This is a genomic window from Arthrospiribacter ruber, from assembly GCF_019343195.1.
In the GTDB taxonomy this organism is placed as follows: domain Bacteria; phylum Bacteroidota; class Bacteroidia; order Cytophagales; family Cyclobacteriaceae; genus Arthrospiribacter; species Arthrospiribacter ruber.
In genome coordinates this window covers 766072-788135 of record NZ_RPHB01000001.1, presented here as the reverse complement: position 1 = coordinate 788135, position 22064 = coordinate 766072, and the positions used below count along the sequence as shown (strand labels likewise).

At 41.4% G+C, this 22064-nt stretch carries 15 protein-coding genes; 1 reads left to right on the top strand and 14 read right to left on the bottom strand.

The features are described 5' to 3' along the window. The 12 genes from EGN73_RS03035 to arfB all read right to left on the bottom strand — a co-directional run. On the bottom strand, positions 1-3665 hold a 3665-nt coding region (locus EGN73_RS03035; RefSeq protein ID WP_219286942.1), incomplete at its 3' end, for an Ig-like domain-containing protein. A gap of 510 nt (positions 3666-4175) precedes the next feature. Beyond that, positions 4176-5288, bottom strand: coding sequence for a BamA/TamA family outer membrane protein (locus tag EGN73_RS03030; protein WP_219286941.1), 1113 nt, complete (start codon positions 5286-5288; stop codon positions 4176-4178). Positions 5289-5304: 16 nt separating this feature from the next. Next, positions 5305-6930 (bottom strand): hypothetical protein, encoded by a 1626-nt coding sequence (locus tag EGN73_RS03025; protein WP_219286939.1) that lies wholly within the window; start codon positions 6928-6930, stop codon positions 5305-5307. After that, entirely contained in the window at positions 6912-9173 is a 2262-nt protein-coding gene (locus tag EGN73_RS03020; protein WP_219286938.1) for a hypothetical protein, read from the bottom strand. The genes EGN73_RS03025 and EGN73_RS03020 overlap by 19 nt, the downstream gene beginning before the upstream one ends. Beyond that, the gene (locus EGN73_RS03015) at positions 9170-10342 is read right to left on the bottom strand and encodes a BatA domain-containing protein (protein ID WP_219286937.1); all 1173 of its coding nucleotides are present in this window, start codon (positions 10340-10342) and stop codon (positions 9170-9172) included. The genes EGN73_RS03020 and EGN73_RS03015 overlap by 4 nt, the downstream gene beginning before the upstream one ends. Continuing rightward, positions 10342-11232 carry a DUF58 domain-containing protein gene (locus tag EGN73_RS03010; protein WP_343207073.1) on the bottom strand — a complete coding sequence of 297 codons (891 nt, stop codon included), beginning with the start codon at positions 11230-11232 and terminating at the stop codon, positions 10342-10344. Before EGN73_RS03010 ends, EGN73_RS03015 begins: the two co-directional genes overlap by 1 nt. Further along, positions 11210-12202, bottom strand: coding sequence for an AAA family ATPase (locus tag EGN73_RS03005; protein ID WP_219286936.1), 993 nt, complete (start codon positions 12200-12202; stop codon positions 11210-11212). Before EGN73_RS03005 ends, EGN73_RS03010 begins: the two co-directional genes overlap by 23 nt. Before the next feature lie 7 nt (positions 12203-12209). After that, positions 12210-12824, bottom strand: a complete 615-nt coding sequence (locus tag EGN73_RS03000) for a DUF4159 domain-containing protein (RefSeq protein WP_219287010.1) — start codon at positions 12822-12824, stop codon at positions 12210-12212. Positions 12825-12885: 61 nt separating this feature from the next. After that, complete coding sequence (locus EGN73_RS02995; protein WP_219286935.1) at positions 12886-14202, bottom strand: TldD/PmbA family protein; 1317 nt, start codon at positions 14200-14202, stop codon at positions 12886-12888. 19 nt (positions 14203-14221) lie between these two features. Further along, on the bottom strand, positions 14222-15865 hold the full coding sequence (locus tag EGN73_RS02990; RefSeq protein WP_219286934.1) for a TldD/PmbA family protein: 1644 nt from the start codon (positions 15863-15865) through the stop codon (positions 14222-14224). Positions 15866-15991: 126 nt separating this feature from the next. Further along, positions 15992-17875 (bottom strand): tetratricopeptide repeat-containing sensor histidine kinase, encoded by a 1884-nt coding sequence (locus EGN73_RS02985; RefSeq protein ID WP_219286933.1) that lies wholly within the window; start codon positions 17873-17875, stop codon positions 15992-15994. Between the two features lie 57 nt (positions 17876-17932). Continuing rightward, positions 17933-18349, bottom strand: coding sequence for an alternative ribosome rescue aminoacyl-tRNA hydrolase ArfB (arfB, locus tag EGN73_RS02980; RefSeq protein WP_219286931.1), 417 nt, complete (start codon positions 18347-18349; stop codon positions 17933-17935). A 120-nt stretch (positions 18350-18469) separates the two neighbouring features. On the opposite strand from arfB, the gene EGN73_RS02975 reads away from it, so the two are divergent. Continuing rightward, positions 18470-19018 carry a GNAT family N-acetyltransferase gene (locus EGN73_RS02975; RefSeq protein ID WP_219286930.1) on the top strand — a complete coding sequence of 183 codons (549 nt, stop codon included), beginning with the start codon at positions 18470-18472 and terminating at the stop codon, positions 19016-19018. Here the strand turns inward: EGN73_RS02975 and EGN73_RS02970 are convergent. Together EGN73_RS02970 and trmB are read right to left on the bottom strand one after the other, a co-directional pair. Beyond that, positions 18957-21212, bottom strand: a complete 2256-nt coding sequence (locus EGN73_RS02970; protein ID WP_219286929.1) for a S9 family peptidase — start codon at positions 21210-21212, stop codon at positions 18957-18959. The two genes, EGN73_RS02975 and EGN73_RS02970, sit on opposite strands and share 62 nt — an antisense overlap. A gap of 188 nt (positions 21213-21400) precedes the next feature. Then, a complete protein-coding gene (gene trmB, locus EGN73_RS02965) occupies positions 21401-22063 on the bottom strand; it encodes a tRNA (guanosine(46)-N7)-methyltransferase TrmB (RefSeq protein WP_219286928.1) in 663 nt (220 codons plus the stop codon). Position 22064 lies beyond the last annotated feature (1 nt).

Genomic DNA, 22064 nt, shown 5'->3' with positions numbered 1-22064 from the left:
TCATCAGAAGCATCGGCAGTGATGCTGATGGTCTGACCGGCTTCAATTTCAGTACCGGCTGCCGGAGCAGTGATGCTTACCAATGGAAGTATATTTTCAGGAGTTTCAAAAACGGTTACAGATACCGTTTCAGAATTTGCAGAAGCGCCTTCATTGTCCGTGGCAACTGCTCTGATGTAAAAGGTTCCTGCTTCGTCTGCTGTCCAGCTGATGCTGTAAGGTGCTTGGGTTACAGAACCTATTGAAGTTCCGTTAACAAAGAACTCCACTTTTACCACTTCTCCGTCCTCATCAGAAGCATCGGCAGTGATGCTGATGGTCTGACCGGCTTCAATTTCAGTACCGGCTGCCGGAGCAGTGATGCTTACCAATGGAAGTATATTTTCAGGAGTTTCAAAAACGGTTACAGATACCGTTTCAGAATTTGCAGAAGCGCCTTCATTGTCCGTGGCAACTGCTCTGATGTCAAAGGTTCCTGCTTCGTCTGCTGTCCAGCTGATGCTGTAAGGTGCTTGGGTTGCAGAACCTATTGAAGTTCCGTTAACAAAGAACTCGACTTTTACCACTTCCCCATCTTCATCAGAAGCATCGGCAGTGATGCTGATGGTCTGACCGGCTTCGATCTCAGTTCCTGTTGAAGGAGCTGTGATGGATACTGTAGGAAGGATATTTTCAGGAGTTTCAAAAACAGTTACGGTAACGGTTTGAGAGCTGGCAGATGCACCATCATTGTCCGTTGCAACCGCTCTGATCTCAAAGGTTCCTGCCTCATCAGCAGTCCAGTTGATGCTGTACGGTGCTTCGTTTGAAATACCTATGGAGCTTCCGTTAACAAAGAACTCCACTTTTACCACTTCCCCGTCTTCGTCAGAAGCATCGGCAGTTATGGTAAGGGTGTAACCTGCTTCTATCTCAGTTCCCTGAGCCGGAGCTGTGATGGATACTGTCGGAAGGATGTTTTCAGGAGTTTCAAAAACAGTAACAGTAACAGTTTCAGAGTTGGCAGATGCACCCTCATTGTCTGTGGCAACCGCTCTGATCTCAAAGGTTCCTGCCTCATCAGCAGCCCAGTTGATGCTGTATGGTGCTTCGTTTGAAATACCTATGGAGCTGCCGGTAACAAAGAACTCCACTTTTACCACTTCTCCATCTTCATCAGAAGCATCGGCAGTGATGCTGATGGTCTGACCGGCTTCGATCTCAGTTCCCTGAGCCGGAGCTGTGATGGATACTGTAGGAAGGATATTTTCAGGAGTTTCAAAAACAGTTACGGTAACGGTTTGAGAGTTGGCAGATGCACCATCATTATCCGTTGCAACCGCTCTGATCTCAAAGGTTCCTGTCTTGTCAGCAGTCCAGTTGATGCTGTATGGTGCTTCGTTTGAAGTACCTATGGAGCTGCCGTTAACAAAGAACTCCACTTTTACCACTTCCCCGTCTTCGTCAGAAGCATCGGCAGTGATGCTGATGGTCTCTCCGGCTTCAATTTCAGTACCGGCTGCCGGAGCAGTGATGCTTACCAATGGAAGTATATTTTCAGGAGTTTCAAAAACGGTTACAGATACCGTTTCAGAATTTGCAGAAGCGCCTTCATTGTCCGTGGCAACTGCTCTGATGTCAAAGGTTCCTGCTTCGTCTGCTGTCCAGCTGATGCTGTAAGGTGCTTGGGTTGCAGAACCTATTGAAGTTCCGTTAACAAAGAACTCGACTTTTACCACTTCCCCATCTTCATCAGAAGCATCGGCAGTGATGCTGATGGTCTGACCGGCTTCGATCTCAGTTCCCTGAGCCGGAGCTGTGATGGATACTGTAGGAAGGATATTTTCAGGAGTTTCAAAAACAGTTACGGTAACGGTTTGAGAGTTGGCAGATGCACCATCATTGTCCGTTGCAACCGCTCTGATCTCAAAGGCTCCTGCCTCATCAGCAGTCCAGTTGATGCTGTACGGAGCTTCTGTTTTGATGCCAATTGAGTTACCGTTAACAAAGAACTCCACTTTAACCACTTCCCCGTCTTCGTCAGAAGCATCGGCAATGATGGTAAGGGTGTTACCAGCTTCTATCTCAGTTCCTAAAACAGGAGCGGTGATGGATACTGTCGGAAGGATGTTTTCAGGAGTTTCAAAAACAGTTACGGTAAGAGTTTCTGATTTGGCAGATGCACCCTCATTGTCTGTGGCAACCGCTCTGATCTCAAAGGTCCCTGCCTCATCAGCAGTCCAGTTGATGCTGTACGGAGCTTCTGTTTTGATGCCAATTGAGTTACCGTTAACAAAGAACTCCACTTTTACCACTTCCCCGTCTTCGTCAGAAGCATCGGCAGTGATGGAAAGGGTGTTACCTACTTCTATCTCAGTTCCTGAAACAGGAACTGTGATGGATACTGTAGGAAGGATGTTGTCCGGAATGACAGTAATGCTTACAGGAGTTGAAGTGCTAACTCCGCCTCTGTTGTCCCTGGCAACTGCAGTAAGTTCAAATGTACCGGAAGCCGTAGTGTTCCAGTTGGCACTGTAAGGAGCTGACGTGGATGTTCCCAAAAGACTTCCGTTTACATAGAAATCAACTTTGGTGATGCTTCCGTCTGAATCCGTAGCTTCAGCTGTAATGCTCACTGATTCACCTATTCCATATTCGGATCCTGCTGAAGGAGCAGTGATGCTAACTGTTGGAAGAATATTGTCCGCTATTACGGTCACGCTTACAGGGGCCGAAGTACTGGCTCCGCCTCTGTTGTCCGTGGCAACTGCAGTAAGTTCAAATGTACCGGAAGCCGTAGTGTTCCAGTTGGCACTGTAAGGAGCTGACGTGGATGTTCCCAAAAGACTTCCGTTTACATAGAAATCAACTTTGGTGATGCTTCCGTCTGAATCCGTAGCTTCAGCTGTAATGCTCACTGATTCACCTATTTCATATTCGGATCCTGCTGAAGGAGCAGTGATGCTAACTGTTGGAAGGATGTTTTCTGAAAGAATTTCCAGATGCAATCTTTCTGTTTCAACAATTGCTCCACTTGCCGTATTTCCAACTAATTTAAGATCATAAATACCTCCTTTTTCAAAATCCCAATTGAACTTATTATTTTTTGCATCCAGACTTTTTACGACAATACCATTTATTAAGAAATCTAAATATAATATTTCAGTTCCATTATTATTTATAAGAAACTCAATTTCAAGTATAAATTTATTATTGAAAACTTGATTATTCTGAGGTTGGACAAATTCAATTGTTGGCTTTTCTTCTGCCAAAAAAACACCTATAATATTTAGATTATTGGATGGCATTGTGAATTCATAGGTCGATTTTTGACTAACATTCTGCCCATTTATTTCCCAATGGCTAAAAATATATCCAGGAAATGCGTCTGCTACTAACTGAACAGTACTATTTTTTTCAACTTCAATCTCCGTGGGGCTTGAGAGTAAAATACTTTCTGATAAAAATGAAACTTCAAGATTTCTATTTAATTCTTCCCCACCTATCACATAATTGATGTCATTTTGATAGTTATTAGTAAAAGCATCCCAAGCGGTTGACTCCTCTGCTTCCTCAGAAAGATTTATAATCCTAGGATCGGACAAAACGAAATTAACTTCCAATCCTAAGGCTAGAAAGATCATGGCAACGCTTATAATTATGTTGCTTTTAATAAAACCTATCATACTCTTGATCTTTTACCTTTCGACACTTGAATTATGAACTTCAAATGCATTTTTTCATTTTTCATAAATTGAAATATAATTTTATGCAATTGATTATTATTATTGTGTTATTCTGAAAAAACATCTATTTAATGAAACAAACAGAATTTTTTTTTAAAAAGCAAAACCAAAAAAACTAATATTATCTGTAAATTTTGAATTAAAAACAATGAATGATATTTTGAAATAAACCATTTGTATTTCAGATCTAACTATCCGTTTTTCAACACATTTCCGGAATCCAAAACCAATAAATAAAAATTTAAATTTTTCTTCTCTGTTCGGAAATTAAATAGTTGCCAAAACATTTCGATTAAAATTTTATAAGAGTTTCCGGATTCTTACACCTTAAACTTTAAGAGCCAAAACCCTCAAATTTACATTTAACAGTAAATTGGGATTTTAGAGGATGGGATGAATTTTCTTGTAAAGGGAAGCCAGCGCAGGCCTTGAGCGTGGTTAGAGCCCCCCTCAAAACCCCTCCCCAAAAGTCAAATAAAACAACAGTCCCTCTCCGGGTGAATGGGCCACATCAAACCTCAGGTTCAGCTTTTCTTTTTTTGAAAGCTGATAGCGAAGACCTGTACCGTAGGTCAGCTTGGTGTTTCCAATATCGAATGGATTGGAAGGAGAAAAAATATTGCCCAGACCACTGAATCCTACCAAGCCCCAACGGGGTTTGAATTTCCATCGGTACTCTCCTTGCACCAGCGCCATATTTCTGTCGCGAAACTTTCCCTCAAACAAACCCCTCATCAATCTATTCCCTCCCAGTAGGGGCATCCCAAAAAATGGAACTTCACCACTCAGAAGCTCTGCATAGGCTTGGTAAACAAACACAGAGTTTTCCTTTATTGGCAAAACCTGCCTAAAATCTCCTATCCAACGCATATAACTATAATCTGACCCGGCCCAGGGCCTGAATATTTGCAAACTGCTTTCTGCAAACATACCACTTGTAGGGTACAGTTGACTGTCCCTGGAATCATAATAGAGCATCGGACCTATCCCTCCTATCCTACCTCCCATACTTCCAGGTATATTGTTTCCATCCAACAGTCCTCCTTCCTCTACTTCTTGGATTTGAAAATTATCATACCAATACCTTACGCCGACATAAAAATCCCCCTTTATCAGCCTCAGGTAGTCAAAACGCAATCTGGGAAGTCTAGAATTGAACACTTCACGGTCTGACTCCGAAACACCTGGCCCAATACCATAAAAGAAAAACACATAGTCATACCAGCCCAACTCTCCTGCAAATAGGTGCTTATTCTGCTCTGTGAAGATCCGCCAGCTCGTGTAACTTAAAAACTGATTGAATAAAGTATATGCACCTCCCAAAGCAACCTGGCTCTCAAATGTCTCTTCCTCTGCCCCCAGCCTAAAATTAGCAACCGCACCTGCTCCAAATGCCCAAGAAGTTTCCGGGGTGTAGTATATCAATGGCAAGACCGCTATAGTCGTTTGCTTTTCCTCTTTGCCAGGTTTATCCAAGGGTTCATTTTGGGCAAAAGAGGAACCTGAAAAAATAAGGATCAAAGTAAATACTGAATAAAATTTCTTCACATTTGAATTACGCATTAAAATATAATCTGGATCAAGACCTATACCTTGGCTCTATCCATACCAATGAAGCTGCAACTAAAATCAAAATAAACCATAACCAAGCTGGGACTTCATTTTTACTTAAAAGCTTATCTTCTCCCTGCCTGTAGGCCTCTCGTCTTTCTTTGAGAAATTCCCATAAAACCATGCGATCGTTTATTGAACTGAAATCCTCTGGCTCCTCCACATAAATGGTCAAACTTTCTGATAGATCTATCCAACCACTTTCCAAAGGAAGAAAATTGGAAAAATAGCTTTCACCTTCCAGAGGATCATTCTCCCAACTCAAAATAATCCTTTCATTTTCAATATTTTGTGGGACCTCTGAAACATTGGAATGGATAAGTTTTGACTTAATCCCCTTAAAAATAGGGGATTTTAGCCTAAATGAATGCTTTGTTTTATTTGCTAATTTCTCTATAACCGGCTCCCAGGCTTTGGCATAAGCCAGACTATCTCCTGATAGGACAAGTGAAAAAGTATCTCCCAACAAACTGACACCAAGGGTATAATCACCCATCCGCTCAAAAGCAGCCACTGAATACCCCAAAGTGTCCTGATTGTTTTTTACTTGGAAATTATAAGGATGGGCTGTTGTACCGTCTTCCCTTTCCAAATATTGCGCTGCGACTTTATTGATAGCAAACTCACTTCCAAACCTCCTATTAAACTCCAAAATATCCCTTTCTGGATTTTCAACATTAACAAGGAGCAAAGCTTCATAATCTGTACCTAATTCACTAAAGTTGGTATTTTTAATTTGAGATGGATCAATGATCAAAATCCCCTTTTCACCTGACTCCTCTCCTATCACAATACTGGAACCAACTGATACCTGAGTGCTCAAACTTACCTGTTCACCTCTTTTCATGAGGTATTCAGATAAAAATCTGCTCTCTGGATTTGGGAAGCCAACCTTCAATTCAAAACTCTTCTGTCTGGGCGCTGTTACAAAATACCGGATTGTACCGAGTTTGATTTCATCCAAATAAAGATCCATCTCATTTTTCCCTAAAATCAAAGCCGGAAAACCCAACTCAAAATCCCTGCCTTCAAAAGACATATCTGCCCAAACTTCTCCCGCAAACTTAACCTGTAATTTACCCTCAGCTTCAGACCTCAGTTTACCTTTCATCTTTTGACGCTGCCCATAACTCAAGATTCCTTCCCAATTCAAATCTTCTAAAATTTGTCCTTCAACAGATGAGGGAGTCCATTCCAGATTTACCATTGGCAAAGACAGTAAGGTTTCCTTTTCATAGTCCTCTCCGAAAATGTGGATTTTGGAAAATCCTTCTGCACTTTCTCCTTCCTGGAGGATTTTGTCCACCTGCAACTCTTTTGAAAAATCTGTAAAGTCTGCTTTATTTTGGTTTGCAGAGATCAATAAAGCTGATCGCTTTGGAAGTTCCCTTTCCCATGTGGGATTCAAAATGTATAAGGTAACCAAGCTGCAGAAAATCAAAAAAAGAAAGACTTTAAGGTAGCTTCGCGCTACTTTCTTGTAAAAAACCGATATAACCTGGAAAACAGCAATAAAGAATATGGCTCCCAAAACCGCTATCAACCAGTAACCTGAAAGAATTGGTTCAAATTGTATCATCTGTAATTCTCCCAAAATGATTTTGCTAAACGCTCATTTCCTCCACGGGTCGAAGCACTTCTCCTTTCCAAATTTACCAGTGATTGGAGTTTTTTCCTCAGTTCTGATTTATCAGCATCCGTAAGATTCTCCTGTCTGAGCTTTTGCAAAAGTAGCAAAGTACTCCAGTCCTCCATCTTAGTGTGGGCCAGTCTCAAGGTCCAAAGCTGTCCAAATTGATCCAAAAGCTGCTTATCAATCTCTGTTAGTGCTTCCTGATTAAACATTCCAAGAATTCTACCGGCCATGACCGCCATTTCGTTTGGAGTTATAGCGATCGCTTTACTTAAAATGACATCAACTCCATCTGTATTTCCGGTCATTCTTTTTTCTGCCTCCTTGATGGGGACAGGTTCGAATCCTGATTTTTTGACATAGGTTCTGGACTTTTGCTGAACAGACTTCAAATATTCCAATGCTTTATGTTGGTAAGGCAAGGCTTTTTCAGGCTCAAATAAGCGCAAATGAAGTTCTGACTGCCACATCTGTTCCAAAGCCATTTTCAAAATACTCCTTGTGGACTGTTCGTACAATGTATTCATTTCCTCAGAATCATGGTTGTGCAGGTATTCTTCCAAAAGACCGGCAAGCTCATCATCTTCATCGTGATCATGGTCGTGATGATCATGATCATGCCCCCCAAGTTCATCCAATTGCTGCTTGAGTATTTCCTGGTTTTTATCATGATTTTCACGGTAATTCTCTAAAGCTGCATACCTAAATTTGCTCAGAGATGGAGCACCCTCATTTTCTCCTTCGTGATCATGATTATGGATAAAACTCTCCAAAATACTCTTACCCTCTGCTGAGTTGAGGCTTCCTCCAGGAGCATTGGATTCAAATTCTTCTCCCAAATATTGGCCATATCGCATACGAAGCAACTTTTGCTCGTAGCCCAGCTCATTGGATTGTCCATCAAATTCTCTTTGAGTCAAATTCCTTTTTTCCTCCAACAGCTTCTCCGTGTCAATGATAATTTGCCTCTGACTTCTGAAATAATCCGGAAGTACATGAATGGCCATGGCTTCCAATTGAGAATCGTTGAGCCCTGTAGAATCTACAAATTGGATAAAATAAGTGTCGGATTTGCTGATATTAGGTTCCGGTCTTTTGTTGTCTATGGCCAGCCAATAATAGTAAAGCTCATCACCGGGCTGAAAATCCATAGATTCCAGATCCAGGGTATGTTGCAATGTCTCTTCCTTAAAATCACGCTTTGGCAGCTCTATCCTGTTTTCCCTGAACTTTACATTTTCTCCTGTCCCCCTGGCTAAGGTCGCTACGATGTAAACCTGCCTTACTTTAAAATCATCGGAGATTGAGGCAGATAAATTTCTTGTCTGAGGGTCCTTATGAAAATGATATACATAGAGGTCCTTCTCCTCAGGAATAATCAATGGAGCCCTGTCACGGATCATTTCCAATCTGTAATAATCCGACTCAAAAAGTAATGTGTCTTTCCCAAATGCCTGAACCGCATAGATACCAGAAGCTTCTAGTCTATCTTTTAGATAAAATTCTTCTTCGTTTTTTTCAAAAGGTACCTGCAACCCTGATGCTTCTACCAATTGTACTTTCTCCACTGATTCGGAATTGAAGCCTAAACTCCACTCCAATAAAGATCCTTCAATGGCTTTGATATCCAACTCTTCTTGGGAGGAGGTGGCCAATCCTGTGTAAGCAGGCGGTGTGATCTTTATGGTATTTTGAGAAAAACGGACTTCCATTCCTTCAATGGTTTTGTAAGATGCTTGACCTGATTTTTTTATTTCTTTGCTTGGCGCAGAAGAATCTATTACAATGAGGTTACTCATTCCGAAAATACCGGAGCTTACTACCAAAAACAAAAGTGCCGGAAGCAGATTCCTCCCTAGTAAAAGTGGCGTTGAGGTGTACCTGAATTGGGATTTCAATCGCTCTAGCTGCAATTTTTCCGCTAAATTCAATTCCTCCTTTTCCAAAATATCCAAACTGAATTCCAGCTCAGGAAACCGGCGGTGAAGGTAATTTTTAGCTTTATTCCTGTCTCTTTGAAACATCCCTGAATACCAGGCAAAAACAATTAAAGTCAAACCTGAAATTGCGACACACAAAAGGACATTGACCTTAAATGAAAGCAAAAAGAAAAACACACCACCGCTTACCAGCCAGGCTTTCAAGAAAGCATTTGCCTGCTGCTGCAAAACGGTTAGTGATATTAATTTTTCCAATTTTTTCATAATCCAGACCTATTGGCGAGAATTCTCTCACTTACCAGTACCAACAGAAATAGTATCCACAAAATTTCTTCGGTATTGGCTTTTATCGATTTATCCTCTTTTTCATTTTTTGGCTTCAGAATGAATTTTCTCTCAATTTCAGTTTTCCCCAACCGAATGGACTCCCCTTTTACATCAAAAAAATCCAACATGCATCTTAATATTTCTGTAGGCAACTCTTCCAGGGAATTCAGACTTCTGGAATGAATGGGCATTAAGCCATACACATTGGGGTATTGACTATTTTTTCTTTCATCGGAAAAATCAAGAACCATAAAGTTAAAGTCTTCTGGGATTTGACCATCTGTAATCAGAATGTCTCCTTCTGACTCCCTATCAAATTCAAAATTCAATTCATAAACATTCTCGATTGCTTGAAATGCCGCTTCAATTTTTCTTTTTCCCTTAATATCTTCTACCTGATTGTGCACAACAAAACTACCTTTTACCCTTTTCCCGAAATCTCCGGATCCCCGATATTCATTTATCTCAAGCAATTGGCTGGTTCTGTCAACCGTTAGAACCTGATTATTTCGGATCTGAAATGAGTTCTTAAAAGGAAAATCACTGGAAAATTCTGAAAGAAATATCTCGGGAGAAGAGGAAATCAGGTAATTTTTAAAATCAAAGCTGCTCTCAAAGCCTGAAAGATAAATTTTAAAGTTGTATTTATCTTGATCTAATCGGTTGAGTGCGGTCTGCAAATGCATGATTTCAGAAGGTCTTGGGGTCTGTAGATCCTTTTCTTCTAAAGCTTCCAATTGCTGATTCAACCAAAAAACCGGCTCCTGATTTTCTATAGCTTGAGCCAGCTCAAACTTAAATTCCGAAAGCAAATCAGCATTGGGTTCTACCAAGTGCACAACTTTTTTTTCTTCCTCCTTATCCAAAAATCTTAAAAAAAGCTGCGCCATCAAAAGGGTCAGCAACAGCAGCATGAACATTCTAAGCGCCATCAAAAGCCAATGCTCAAGCCTGATATGTCGTATAGGCTTGTTATCATTCTCCTCCAAAAAACGAAATGCTGCCCAATAAACTTTATCCCCCTTCCTTCCATTCCACAGATGTATCAGCAGAGGCACAGATAGTGCCAGCAAACCCCACAACATATATGGTGAAAGAAACTGCATCAGTTCAATGTATTTTGGCTAAGTACTCGGTTCAACAGTTCTGCTATTGGCTCCTCCTGCATATTGACCCGAATGAGATCCACTTTAGGCAGGCTTAGTGCCTGATCCAGGTTATCTAAATAAACCGCCATCTTTTGATTGTAGGTCTTCACCAGTTCCCCGGCATCTGCATGGATGGACTCCCCTGATTCAAGATCTACAAACCTTCTATTTCCTTTCATGTCCATTCTCATTTCCTGAGACCCCAATATTTGAAAAAGCCAGATGTGTTTTTTGGGGTGCACCATGGAATTCACAATATCCGTCCATTCTGAACCTGACTGCAAAAAATCCGATGCCATGATCACCAATTCACGTTCTCTTGATTTCAGCGCAGGAAAAGCCTCTTTTCTTAATGGCCATGCCCCATGAGCTTTGGCAGATTCAAGGTGGTAGAGAATCAGCTGAAACCCCTTATTTCCTGCCGAAGTTATCTGCTCAACCTTTCCGTCCTTCAAAAAGTAAAGTGAAAGCGTATCTCCCTGCTTAAAAGCCAGATGCGCAATAGATGCCAACAAAATTTTTGCATAGGAAATTCTACTGATTTGATCCTCCTCATAATTCATTGAACCTGAAAGGTCCAGGATCAATTTGACATGGAGGTTACTCTCTACGGGTGATTCTTTGATCAGGTATTTACCGGAACGTGCAAAAAGCTTCCAATCAAGACGCTTGAGGTCATCCCCTAATTCATAATGTCTGTATTGTTCAAATACTGCCCCATAACCTACCCTTTTCCCAAAGTGGGTTCCCTGAATCAGTTTCTCGCTGATAACTTTAGCTGCCAGATGCAAATCTTTTAGCTTGACGATTTCGAGATGTTCTTCCTTACTTCCCAATTTGAGCAGCACTTAGAATTTCTGCAATCACTTTATCGGAATCTATGCCTTCTGCCTCGGCCCTGAAATGCAAAGCCAACCTATGTCTAAGCACTGGATAAACCAAGCTTTCCACATCTTCAGGCAAAACAGAAAACCTCCCATGAAGAAGCGCCCTAGCTTTGGCGCACAATATCAAGGACTGTCCAGCTCTGGGGCCGGCACCCCAGTCAATGTATTTCTTGACTGCTTCTACCTGGGATTCATCAGGCCTGCTCTGCCGGACCAGCTTATTGATCCCGGAAAGTAGATTCCGATCAATGTGAACTTGCCTTGTAAGTTCTTGTAGCTTCAATATCTCCCCTGAATCAAAAACAGTTTCAACCTTTTCTTCTATTACCCCTGTTGTTTTCTCCAATACTTGAAGTTCTTCCTGCTCCGAAGGATAACCAAGCTTGATATACAGTAAAAACCTGTCCATCTGAGCTTCCGGTAAAGGATAAGTACCTGATTGTTCTATTGGATTTTGAGTAGCAATGATCAAAAAGGGTTTTGGCAAGGGATAGTTTTTACCGGCATAAGTGACCATTTTCTCCTGCATAGCCTCCAAAAGTGCCGCCTGAGTCTTGGGTGGTGTTCTGTTGATTTCATCAGCAAGCACCATATTCGAAAATAGCGGTCCCTTGTTGAATTGGAAAAAACGCTTTCCTGTACTGTGGTCTTCTTCCAGAACTTCCGTACCTAAAATATCCCCTGGCATCAAGTCGGGGGTAAATTGAATGCGCTTAAACTGAAGGTCCATAGCCTGTGACAATGTTTTGACCAAGAGGGTTTTTGCCAAACCCGGAACACCCTCCAAAAGACAATGCCCAGCTGCCAATAAAGTGATCAAAACTTCCTCCACAGTTCCCTCCTGCCCCACTATCACTTTGGCTATTTCCTTTTTGAGCAAAGGAAGACGGTTTAGCAATTTTTCGTAAGCTTTAGTATCTGTATTTTCCAAAATAAAATCATGTTAATGCATAAACGATAATGTTTACCCCAAACTTGGTATTGTCTTCCCTCAAAAACCTTTTGTTTCTGAAGTCATAATCCCATTCACAACCATAGTCCTTATTGCTATATAACACTCCGATCCTTCCATTGACTATTATGGCTTTAAGGTAATCGTGTACAAGGTCATCCCCCCACCCGTTGAGTTCAAATGATGTCGTGGGCGGACCTTCTTCGAATTTGAAGAAACAATTGTAGATTTCATGGTCATTGGGTATTTTTTGCAGTGCATCCTCTCCGAATATCTTTCCTATTTCCTCTTCAAATGATTTGGCAAACAATCCATCAATGTCATGATTGCAATCATCTGCAAAAAGAAACCCTCCGTTTTGGATATAGGTTTTGAGATTCTTACGCTCAGCTTCGGAAAATGCCACCAACCTATGACCGCTAATGTAGCAGAACGGTGACTTGAATATTTCTTTGCTACCTACTTCTACTATCCTTTCCTTTTCATCTATGGGGATGGTAGTGTACTCTACCAAGGAGTTGAGGAGATTGGTCGGCATACGGTGATCCGTATCCCAATTTCCTGAGTTGTACTTGAGTCTGGTAAAGAAAAAAGGCTGCATGCAAACATAAACAAGCCCCAGAAAGGGATAATTCCGGGGTTTGGTAGTCAATGGAAATAATTTATACTGCGTCTGATAGACTGGTAAAGGTAAAATCTCTGATTTTCATAGGCGGGATAAGGTTACCTCCTGCCCGCTGTGGTGTTCCCATGGCTTCGATGTTGTTCAGCATAATGACTGGACTTTCATTGAACCTGAAGTTTTTGACAGGAAACTTGATCTGTCCATCTTCAATATAGAAAGTACCGTCTCTGGTAAGTCCTGTGTAAAGAAGTGTCTGAGGATCTACAGCCCTGATGTACCAAAATCTCGTCACAAGCACCCCACGCTGGGTTTTCCGGATCATATCTGCCAGAGATTCATTTCCCCCTTCGAAAATTATTCCTGTAGGCCTTCCAACTGGATCTACCCCTTTTTGATCTGCCCAATACCTGGAGTAATACATATTTTTGACTGCTCCATTTTCTACCCAAGTGGTTTTTGTGCTTGGCAGCCCTTCATTGTTCCACGGTCGTCCCGGCAAGTCTGGGTGCATTGGATCTGAGTAGATGTTCACCCTTTCATCAAAGAGCTTCTCACCTAAGCGGGTACCACCACCTCTTTTGCTGAGAAAACTTCTACCCTCATCTGCACTTCTTGCATCCATATTGAAGGCCAAAAGTCTCAGGAGATCGTTGGCGGCAGTTGGCTCCAGAATTACGGTATACTTTCCAGGTTCAATTGCCTGTGCATTGACAGAAGCCTGGGCTTTTTGGGCAGAGATTTCTGTAACGGTCTTTGCATTAAGCAATCCAATATCATTGTAATCACGAATGGCATATCCTGAACCTGTACCATCTGCTGTCCTTACAGTGACTGAAAAATCCACTGAAGAGCTCTGGTTATAACCAAACATCCCTTTACTGTTTCCCATTGCAGAAAATCCTGCAAAATCTTCCAGGTAACCAGCTGCTGTGAGGTTTCCGGAATTCGATACCTCAATGCTGTCCATGGCTGCTTTGGCCCTGTAGCTTGGATCTATGTCAGCTGTTTTTTGAGAAAAATTCTTGGTTTCCGGGTAATCTTGCGGTCCGAGCATAGGCATATATTCGGGGTTTTCCGGGGCCAACCTGGCTATTTCTTCAGATTTTTCTACTATTCTCTTCAGTGCTGCCTCATCCAGTTCATTCCCTGTTGCTACACCTGACTTTTTCCCATAGACAGAATTTACCGCTACCGTTATGGTATTGGATTCCCCACTGGTATTGACGGTATTTCTTGCATACCGGATATTACCTGTGCGCCCTCCGCTGATGCTTACTTCAGTCTCATCTGCTTTTGCATAGGACAGTACTTTATCTATTATTTGTTTTGCTTCTTCTTTTGATAACATTGCCATTTCTTTTGCTTTTAAATGGTTAAATCTGTCTTCCGGTGTTGATTACATTGACCCCATTGAATCTGGTGGTAGAGCTGCCGTGGGATACGGCCGATACCTGCGAAGGCTGACCTTTACCGTCAAAGAAAGTCCCAAACAATTTGTAGTCGTCTTTGTCACAGATCTGAACACAGGAATTCCAAAACTCTTGGGTATTGGACTGGTAAGCTACATCTTCCAACATTCCTACAATCTCACCATCCTTGATCTCATAAAAGAGCTGACCTCCAAATTGGAAATTATACCTCTGTTGATCTATGGAGTATGATCCTCTTCCAACGATGTAAATACCCTTATCTACTCCCTTTATCATTTCCTGCACACTCAGCTTATCTTTTCCAGGCTTGAGCGAAACATTAGGCATTCTCTGGAACTGAACTGAATCCCAGGAATCTGCATAGCAACAACCATGAGATTCTGCCTCATTTATGATATTGGCCTGATCTCTTATCGCCTGATAATTGACCAATACGCCATCTCTAATCAAATCCCACTCCTTACATTTCACACCTTCATCATCATAAGCTGTCAATCCAAGAGAATTGGCCTGGGTCTTATCTGCTACAATATTGACCAAATCACTGCCATACTTAAAATCGCCAGCTTTCCATTTGTCCAACGTTGCAAAACTTGTCCCTGCATAATTGGCCTCGTATCCGAGTACCCTGTCCAGCTCCAAAGGATGGCCCACTGACTCATGAATGGTCAGGCCAAGATGGTCGGGATCCAAAACCAAGTCATACTTGCCCGGAGTGACGGACTTTGCGGTAAGTTTTTCTTTGGCATGCTTGGCTGCCGCAACTGCGTCCTCTACCATGTCATAAGAATTTCTATAGCTGATCAGTCCTGCAGGTCCTTCAATTTTTTCGGAGGCCAGGCCATCAAGATATTCATAGCCCATTCCCATCGGTGCGCTCAGAGCCTGCCTACTTCTGAACTTACCTTCAGACTGATTGACGGCTGTTACATTAAAGGTCGGCCAGATTCTGTGGATATTCTGATCTATGTAAGAACCATCAGAAGACGCAAAATACTTCTGCTCGTTGACCATAAATAGATTAGAGTTGACAAAAGTGGCCCCATTTTCCATTGCCGCTGCATTGACACTCAACAAAAGATCAATTTTTTCTGCTACGGGGATTTCAAATGGATTTTTCGATATTGGGGTCTCCCAACTGACTTCCCCTGCTCCTTGGACCGGAGCCAAGACCACAGGTTCCTTTTGCATGATGGAGTTTGCCTTGGCTATGGCTACTGCTGTCTCAGCACATTTTTTGATCCCGTCAGGACTAACATCATTGGTAGCTGAAAAGCCCCAGGTACCCTCTTCAATTACGCGGATTCCCACCCCAAAACTCTCGGTGTTGGCGATATTCTGCACGTTCTTTTCCCTGGTAAATAAAAATTGATTCAGATACCTACCGATCCTCACATCTGTGTAAGTGGCACCTTGGGATTTAGCCGCATTCAAAGCAATGTCGGCAAGTGCTTTTTTCTCAGCATTTTCCAATCCGGGATTCAAAAGCTGCGCAGCTGATACCGGATTTCCTGTGAGTAGAAATCCCGGTGTCATGAGTGCTCCCATTCCCAAACCGGACAAATGGATAAAGTCTCTTCTTTTCAATGTTCCTCCTTTGTTAAGGTTCTCAGAAATATATAATCAGGGAAAGTATTTTATTCTGATCAACATTCCAATTTCCTTTACAAGGTTGGTAATATTTTGTGATTCCCGAAAATGGAAAGCTTACAATCAGCTTTTGACTCTTTCCGGATCATTCCGCTTCAAGCAAACAATCATTTCTGTTCCCTGTCCGGGAAAACTTCGGATCAATAGATATCCGCCATTGTATACCAAAAGTTGTTTGACCAATAGCAATCCAAGACCTGTACCTTTTTCATCTTCTGTCCCTGTACTGGACTTAGCCATTGAAAATTCATTCTCCAATTTTTTCCTTTTTTCATCATCAAGCCCTTCTCCATTATCTCTAATATGGATTTTCGCCATCCCGGACTCCTCACTATAAAACAAAACAATTTCTCCGCTTTTGGGGGAGAATTTGATCGCATTGCCCAGAATATTTTGTAAAATTATCTTCAGGTTATTCTTATCTACAAATGCAAGGAAACGTGAACCCGTAGGTAAAACATGATTTACTGATAAGCCTTTCTTTTTTAGCTGCAGATCAAACTGCCCCAGGATTTCTTCAAAAATTACCGGAATTTCCACCATCTCAGGCTTGGGATCAAAGCCTTCCAATTGGGTCCTTGCCCATTGTAAGAGATTTTCCAATAAGTAGTCAGTTTTGTCCAGCTGACTTTCCAACAGGTTCAAAGCTTCCTGCCTCTCACTTTCCTCAAATGCTCCTCTTTTATCTAAAATCACAAAACTTTTTAGATTGCCCAGTGGTGAGCGGAGATCATGGGAAAGAATAGAAAACAGTTTGTTTTTGGCCTCATTGATCTGATTAAGAGATTCGTTCTGAGCTGCAATCATCTCCCGCTTTTCCTCCAGTTCCACATTTAGCATTTTAAGCTTGACATTGAATCTTTCTCTCAATTTCAAGTTTCTTCTATATATCAGGACCAGAACCAACAACAAGCCTATCATGGCTACCAAACCGAGAATAAACCTTTGCTTAAGCTGTGATCTTTGCCTGATCAGTTCATTTGTCTGGGTAAGTTCTTTGTTTTGGGCCTCCACTACCTGCAATTGGAGAAAATTGATTTCCCTTTCCTTTTCTTTATTGAAGAGACTATCAGCTATCAGTTTGTTGAATCTGGCTATCTCCAAAGCTTTTGGGAAATTACCCAATTTTTCCAAAGCTTCTGACCAAATCGCTAAAGCCCTTTCCTGGTCCCAAAGTGCCTTCATTGTCTCAGCTATATGATATGCCTTTTCCGCAAAATCAACTGATCTGGAAGCTGAGCCTGTTTTCAACTCCAACTCTGCCAAACCCGAATACAAAAACGTCCTTTCCCAATTGCTAATATCACCTTCTCGTTCCAGAAGGATTTGGTATTGATCTTTGGCGGTTTCATAATCCCCCTTGTCAAAATAAACTTTTGCCCTTCTGTTCTTGGCCATGTCTTCAATGGCCTGATTTCCTACCTTTTCTGCCAATTCAATGGATTGATCCAACCAAGCCAATGATGTATCAAACTGACTGAGTTGTGAATATGCCAAACCTATATTGAACATGAGGGTGGGCTGAAATTCTATACTACTGTGCTTTTTGAAAATTTGAAGTGATTGCTTCCAAGTCTCAATGGCCTGATTGTATTTATGCTGGCCTAAAAACACCAATCCCCGACCGTTGAGAATTCTTGCCTTTTCCAAAGATAGATCCAGCTTTTCCGCCAATTCAAAGGCTTCATCATATGAAAATTGTGCATTTACATAATCTCCATTGACATAATACACCCCTCCTTTCAAATACAGCACTTCTATTTTCGCCTCCATATTCCCCTCCTGCTCCACTATACTGTCCATATAAGTCAAATAGTAAAATGCTGAGTCCAGGTCGTCGTATCTGTATTTTTGTACTTTTGACTTGAAATTTTCAAAGGAAGATTGATCAAAAGTGCTTTCGGAACCTTGATATAAAAGGAATAAGAGGACTATGAATGAAAACATCGGTGCTTTAATGGGTAATTAGACGCTAATGATAAATATTAAACTCCTTCGAAAAAACTACCAATCAACCTTTCGGTTCTTTTTCTTTTCAGACTGGATTTTTTTTGATTTCAAACGCTTTTCTTTGACCGCTTTGCTGGGTCTTGTGGCTTTTCGGATTTTCTTCTGGCGAAAAGCTTCCTTCAAAAAATCGTAAAATCTTCTCTTGGCAATCTCTTTATTTTTCAATTGAGACCTTTTTTCATCTACTTGGATCACCAACTCCCCCTCATTGGTGATTTTATGGGCAAGTTTATTGGCAATTATTTCCTTTTCTTCTTGAGTAAGAAGCGTAGAATCGTTTACTGAAAACCTCAATGTAACTTTGGAATTGACTTTGTTTACATTTTGACCACCTGGACCGGAACTTCGGCTTGCCTGAAAATCCAATTCTGTATCCAAAAATGCGGATTTTATTTTTTCTCTAATATGCATTGTGCCCATTCATGACCATTGTAAAAACGAAGCTATACAAATGAGACGTCATTCCCAATTGTGAATTCATTTTTGGATTTGATTTATGGATTTTGACTAAATTCGCTAAACGGATTGAAAATGAAAATTAGAAGCATAGGTTTGGATGAACTTCATCTGGTAAGAGATGTAGCGCTGGACGTTTGGCCCAAAACTTTTGCAGACGTGCTGACCCCTTCACAGATAGATTTTATGATGGACTGGATGTACAGTATGGAGGCCTTACAATCGCAGATCCAGGCAAGAAATCACAAATTTCTATTGGCAGAGGAAAATCAAAAAGCCATAGGATACTGCTCTTATGAGGTCAACTGCAAAGACAACAAAACAAAGATCCACAAAATCTACTTTTTGCAGGAAACTCAAGGAAAAGGATATGGCAAAAAAATGATAGAAGAGGTCAAAGAAATGGCACTCAAAAATCAGCAATCACATATTTACCTGAATGTGAACCGGTTCAACAGCAAAGCAATAGCTTTTTACCTTAGGTTAGGCTTCTACCAGGCACGGGCAGAGCTTATTGACATTGGAAATGGGTTTGTGATGGATGATTATGTAATGGAAATGCCTATTTCAAACCTTCAGGGAGGTAATTCCTCAGAGGCTGTTCTCCCATCAGGTGCTCAATAAAATAATCCCATCGCTTTTTGGTAAAATAATCTCCATAGGGTCTCCCGAAATTGTGATCACGGCTGGGCCATATGAAAAAATCGAAATCCTTGCCTGCCTTGATCAGCTCCTCGGCAAATTTGTAGGATGCAGAAGGGTTTACATTCTCATCCATGGCACCATGTGCAATCAAAAGTCTGCCCTCTAGCTTAGCGGCGTTGCTCACATTGGACTGATCATGGTAAAAGTCACCTACTGGATAGCCCATAAACATTTCCGGCCACCAGGCTTTTTCCATCCTATGGTCATGATCTGCTGCTGAGCTTACCCCTACTTTATAAAAATCAGGGTGAAGCAGCATAGCTCTAGCTGCATCGTATCCTCCGGCAGAATGTCCATAAATCCCGACTTTTTCCAAATCAATAAACGTGGTATTCTCTGCAAGTTGCTTAATGGCCAATACATGATCCGAGGTGCCGTCTCCGAGATTTTTATAGGAATGGTTCTGAAATGCCTTTCCCCTTCCGGCAGTTCCCAGACCGTCTACCATCACTACCACAAACCCCAACTCCGCCATTTGCTGGGGATGGTTAAATAGAGCAGATTTGAAAGTTTTTGGAGTTACTGCGGTATGGGGTCCAGTGTAGGTGTAGTCTATGACCGGGTATTTTTTGCCAGGGTCAATATCACTTGGGACAAAATAAAGCCCGTATATCTCTGTCTTCCCATCTTTGGCTGTGGCGGAGAAGGAGTCCGGAAACTTATATCCCCTGTTAAGCAAATTGGAAACGTCTGCTCTTGATACTTCCTTAATGAGATCCCCATCATTTGTAGAGCGTAAGGCAGATACTGTTGGAGCGTCAGGCCTTGAGTAGTTGTCCAAAAAGCTTTTGAAATCAGGTGCCAGATCAATTTCATGAAAGGCATTTTCCGGAGTAAGTAACTTCACTCCGGTTCCGTCCAACTTTACAGCATAGAGATGATTGTAATAAGGATTTCGGCCCTGTTCTTTTCCAGAAGCTTCGAAAAAGACCAATTGTTTTTTTTCATCCACACCAGAGATTTTATTGACCACAAATTCTCCATTGGTGAGCTGTCTGATCAATCTTCCTGTACTGTTATAATGGTACAGGTGGTTCCACCCTGATTTTTCGGAAGAAATGATAAAATCACCATTTTGAAACTGATGAAACAAAACATCTCTATTCACAAAAGTCTCCTCCTCATCTGTAAACAAATCTCTCAATGAGCCATCCAAACTGACTTCCAGAAAATGTAACTTCTTAAAACCCCTTTCCAAATAAATCCCACGGAGCTGCTGACTGTCCTTTTGCCACCTTAGGTTCACCGACATAAAATTAGGTCTCTTAAGGGAATTCAGAAGTTGCTCACTTTTTTCTTCTACATCAAAAATCACCGGAATCAGCTGCACCACTGTGGAATCCCCAGGCGAAGCCCTATAATAACCGTACAAATCAGGCCTGAATTTATCCTCTTGGCTGAAATCCAGCAGGAACATTTTTTCTGCCAGACGGAGGTCCACCACATGTGTAAAGATCTTTTTGGAATCCGGAGACCATGATACAAAAAACCTTTCCGGTCTGGGACCATTTTCTCCTTTGATCAAATCACTCCACCCATAACCCGAAGCATATTCAAAACCTTGCTTTCCCGCAAAGCTCAACTGCCTTTGTTCGCCAGTGATGAGGTCCTCCACATAGACGTTATGATTTTTTTGGTAGGCCCGCCATTGCCCATCCGGAGATAAGCCCTGAACGTTCTGCTTCCTATCACTTTGCTCAAATGAAAGATTCCCCTCTTCTAAATCATATATCCAATCCCTGTTCCTCCACGTAAATCCAATCTTTTTCCCTTCATGCCACCTTATTCGATCAAATGGCAAATCAGCAGGATCAACATCCTCTCCTGATTGCTCTGAAAGTAAATCTGCCATCCTCCTGTGGTCAAACAAAGGTGTGGTCTTTGCATCTTGGACATCAGTCAGATAAAATCTCTTTCCTTCAGCTGTCTGGGCCACATGCCAAAACTTGCTTCCCTTTTCGACCCAATTGGGTTTGACTTCCAAGTGAAAAACTTCCTTTTCCAGGTTATTGGTCAGGTAATAAGCCGCCTTCTCATACTTTTCCTTAGGAAACTGGGCATAAGTTTCCTGGACAAAAAACATACAAATCAATATGGCAGATAGGTATTTCATAATAGGTAGAGGGTAAGTTTTGCCAATAAATATCACAAAAATCTGATTCAATTTCTCCCACACTTTTATAAGCGGAATGATACAATATATCAATCTTAAAAATATTAGCCAATCCTCACCTACTTTCAGAGTACATAACAATCTTGTAAAAATTCTGGCTACAAAAAAAGAGCGAAACCGCCCCTTTACTATACTTTAAATCTAAATTTCAAGTACTTGATTTTCTCTCCTTTATCACTGAATATTTTTTCATAGCGGGTCTTGATCCCATGATGCTCATCTTTTAGCTCAGAAGTATAAAAATCATGGGTGGAAAAAATTAAATCCACGTCTTCACGTTGACCTAATACCTCAAGCGTAAAATCAAAAAGACCGGTATTATCAGTTTTAAAATGAACCGTTCCTCCTTCACTTATCATCGGCTTATACATATCCAGAAATCTGGACGAGGTAAGTCTTCTTTTCTCATCTCCATCCCTTGGGAATGGATCCGGAAATGTGATCCAAAGCTCAGAGATTTCCCCCTGATCAAAAAACTTATCTAACATTTGTATCTGTGTGCGCAAAAAAGCCACATTTTCCAGACCTTCCTCTGTAGCAATGCTGCTTCCTTTCCAGATACGTGAACCTTTGATGTCCACACCGATAAAATTCCTTTCTGGATATTGTCTTGCCAATCCAACAGTGAATTCTCCCCTTCCACAAGCCAGTTCTACTGTAAGGGGTCTGTCATTATCAAATTGCAGGCTGTTCCACTGGCCTTTGACCTTTTCAAAAATCTCTTTTCCTTCCTGGACTACGTTTCGGTTTTCTTCGTTTTCCTTAAACCTTTGCAGCTTCTTTCTGCCCATA

What these genes read in the sequence shown, in the direction of transcription:
- EGN73_RS02995 (WP_219286935.1), bottom strand. Translation starts at nt 14,202, where the DNA reads ATGGCAATGTTATCAAAAGAAGAAGCAAAACAAATAATAGATAAAGTA.
- arfB (WP_219286931.1), bottom strand. Translation starts at nt 18,349, where the DNA reads ATGCATATTAGAGAAAAAATAAAATCCGCATTTTTGGATACAGAATTG.
- EGN73_RS03000 (WP_219287010.1), bottom strand. Translation starts at nt 12,824, where the DNA reads ATGCAGCCTTTTTTCTTTACCAGACTCAAGTACAACTCAGGAAATTGG.
- EGN73_RS02975 (WP_219286930.1), top strand. Translation starts at nt 18,470, where the DNA reads ATGAAAATTAGAAGCATAGGTTTGGATGAACTTCATCTGGTAAGAGAT.
- EGN73_RS03030 (WP_219286941.1), bottom strand. Translation starts at nt 5,288, where the DNA reads ATGCGTAATTCAAATGTGAAGAAATTTTATTCAGTATTTACTTTGATC.
- EGN73_RS02970 (WP_219286929.1), bottom strand. Translation starts at nt 21,212, where the DNA reads ATGAAATACCTATCTGCCATATTGATTTGTATGTTTTTTGTCCAGGAA.
- EGN73_RS02985 (WP_219286933.1), bottom strand. Translation starts at nt 17,875, where the DNA reads ATGTTTTCATTCATAGTCCTCTTATTCCTTTTATATCAAGGTTCCGAA.
- trmB (WP_219286928.1), bottom strand. Translation starts at nt 22,063, where the DNA reads ATGGGCAGAAAGAAGCTGCAAAGGTTTAAGGAAAACGAAGAAAACCGA.
- EGN73_RS03020 (WP_219286938.1), bottom strand. Translation starts at nt 9,173, where the DNA reads ATGAAAAAATTGGAAAAATTAATATCACTAACCGTTTTGCAGCAGCAG.
- EGN73_RS03015 (WP_219286937.1), bottom strand. Translation starts at nt 10,342, where the DNA reads ATGCAGTTTCTTTCACCATATATGTTGTGGGGTTTGCTGGCACTATCT.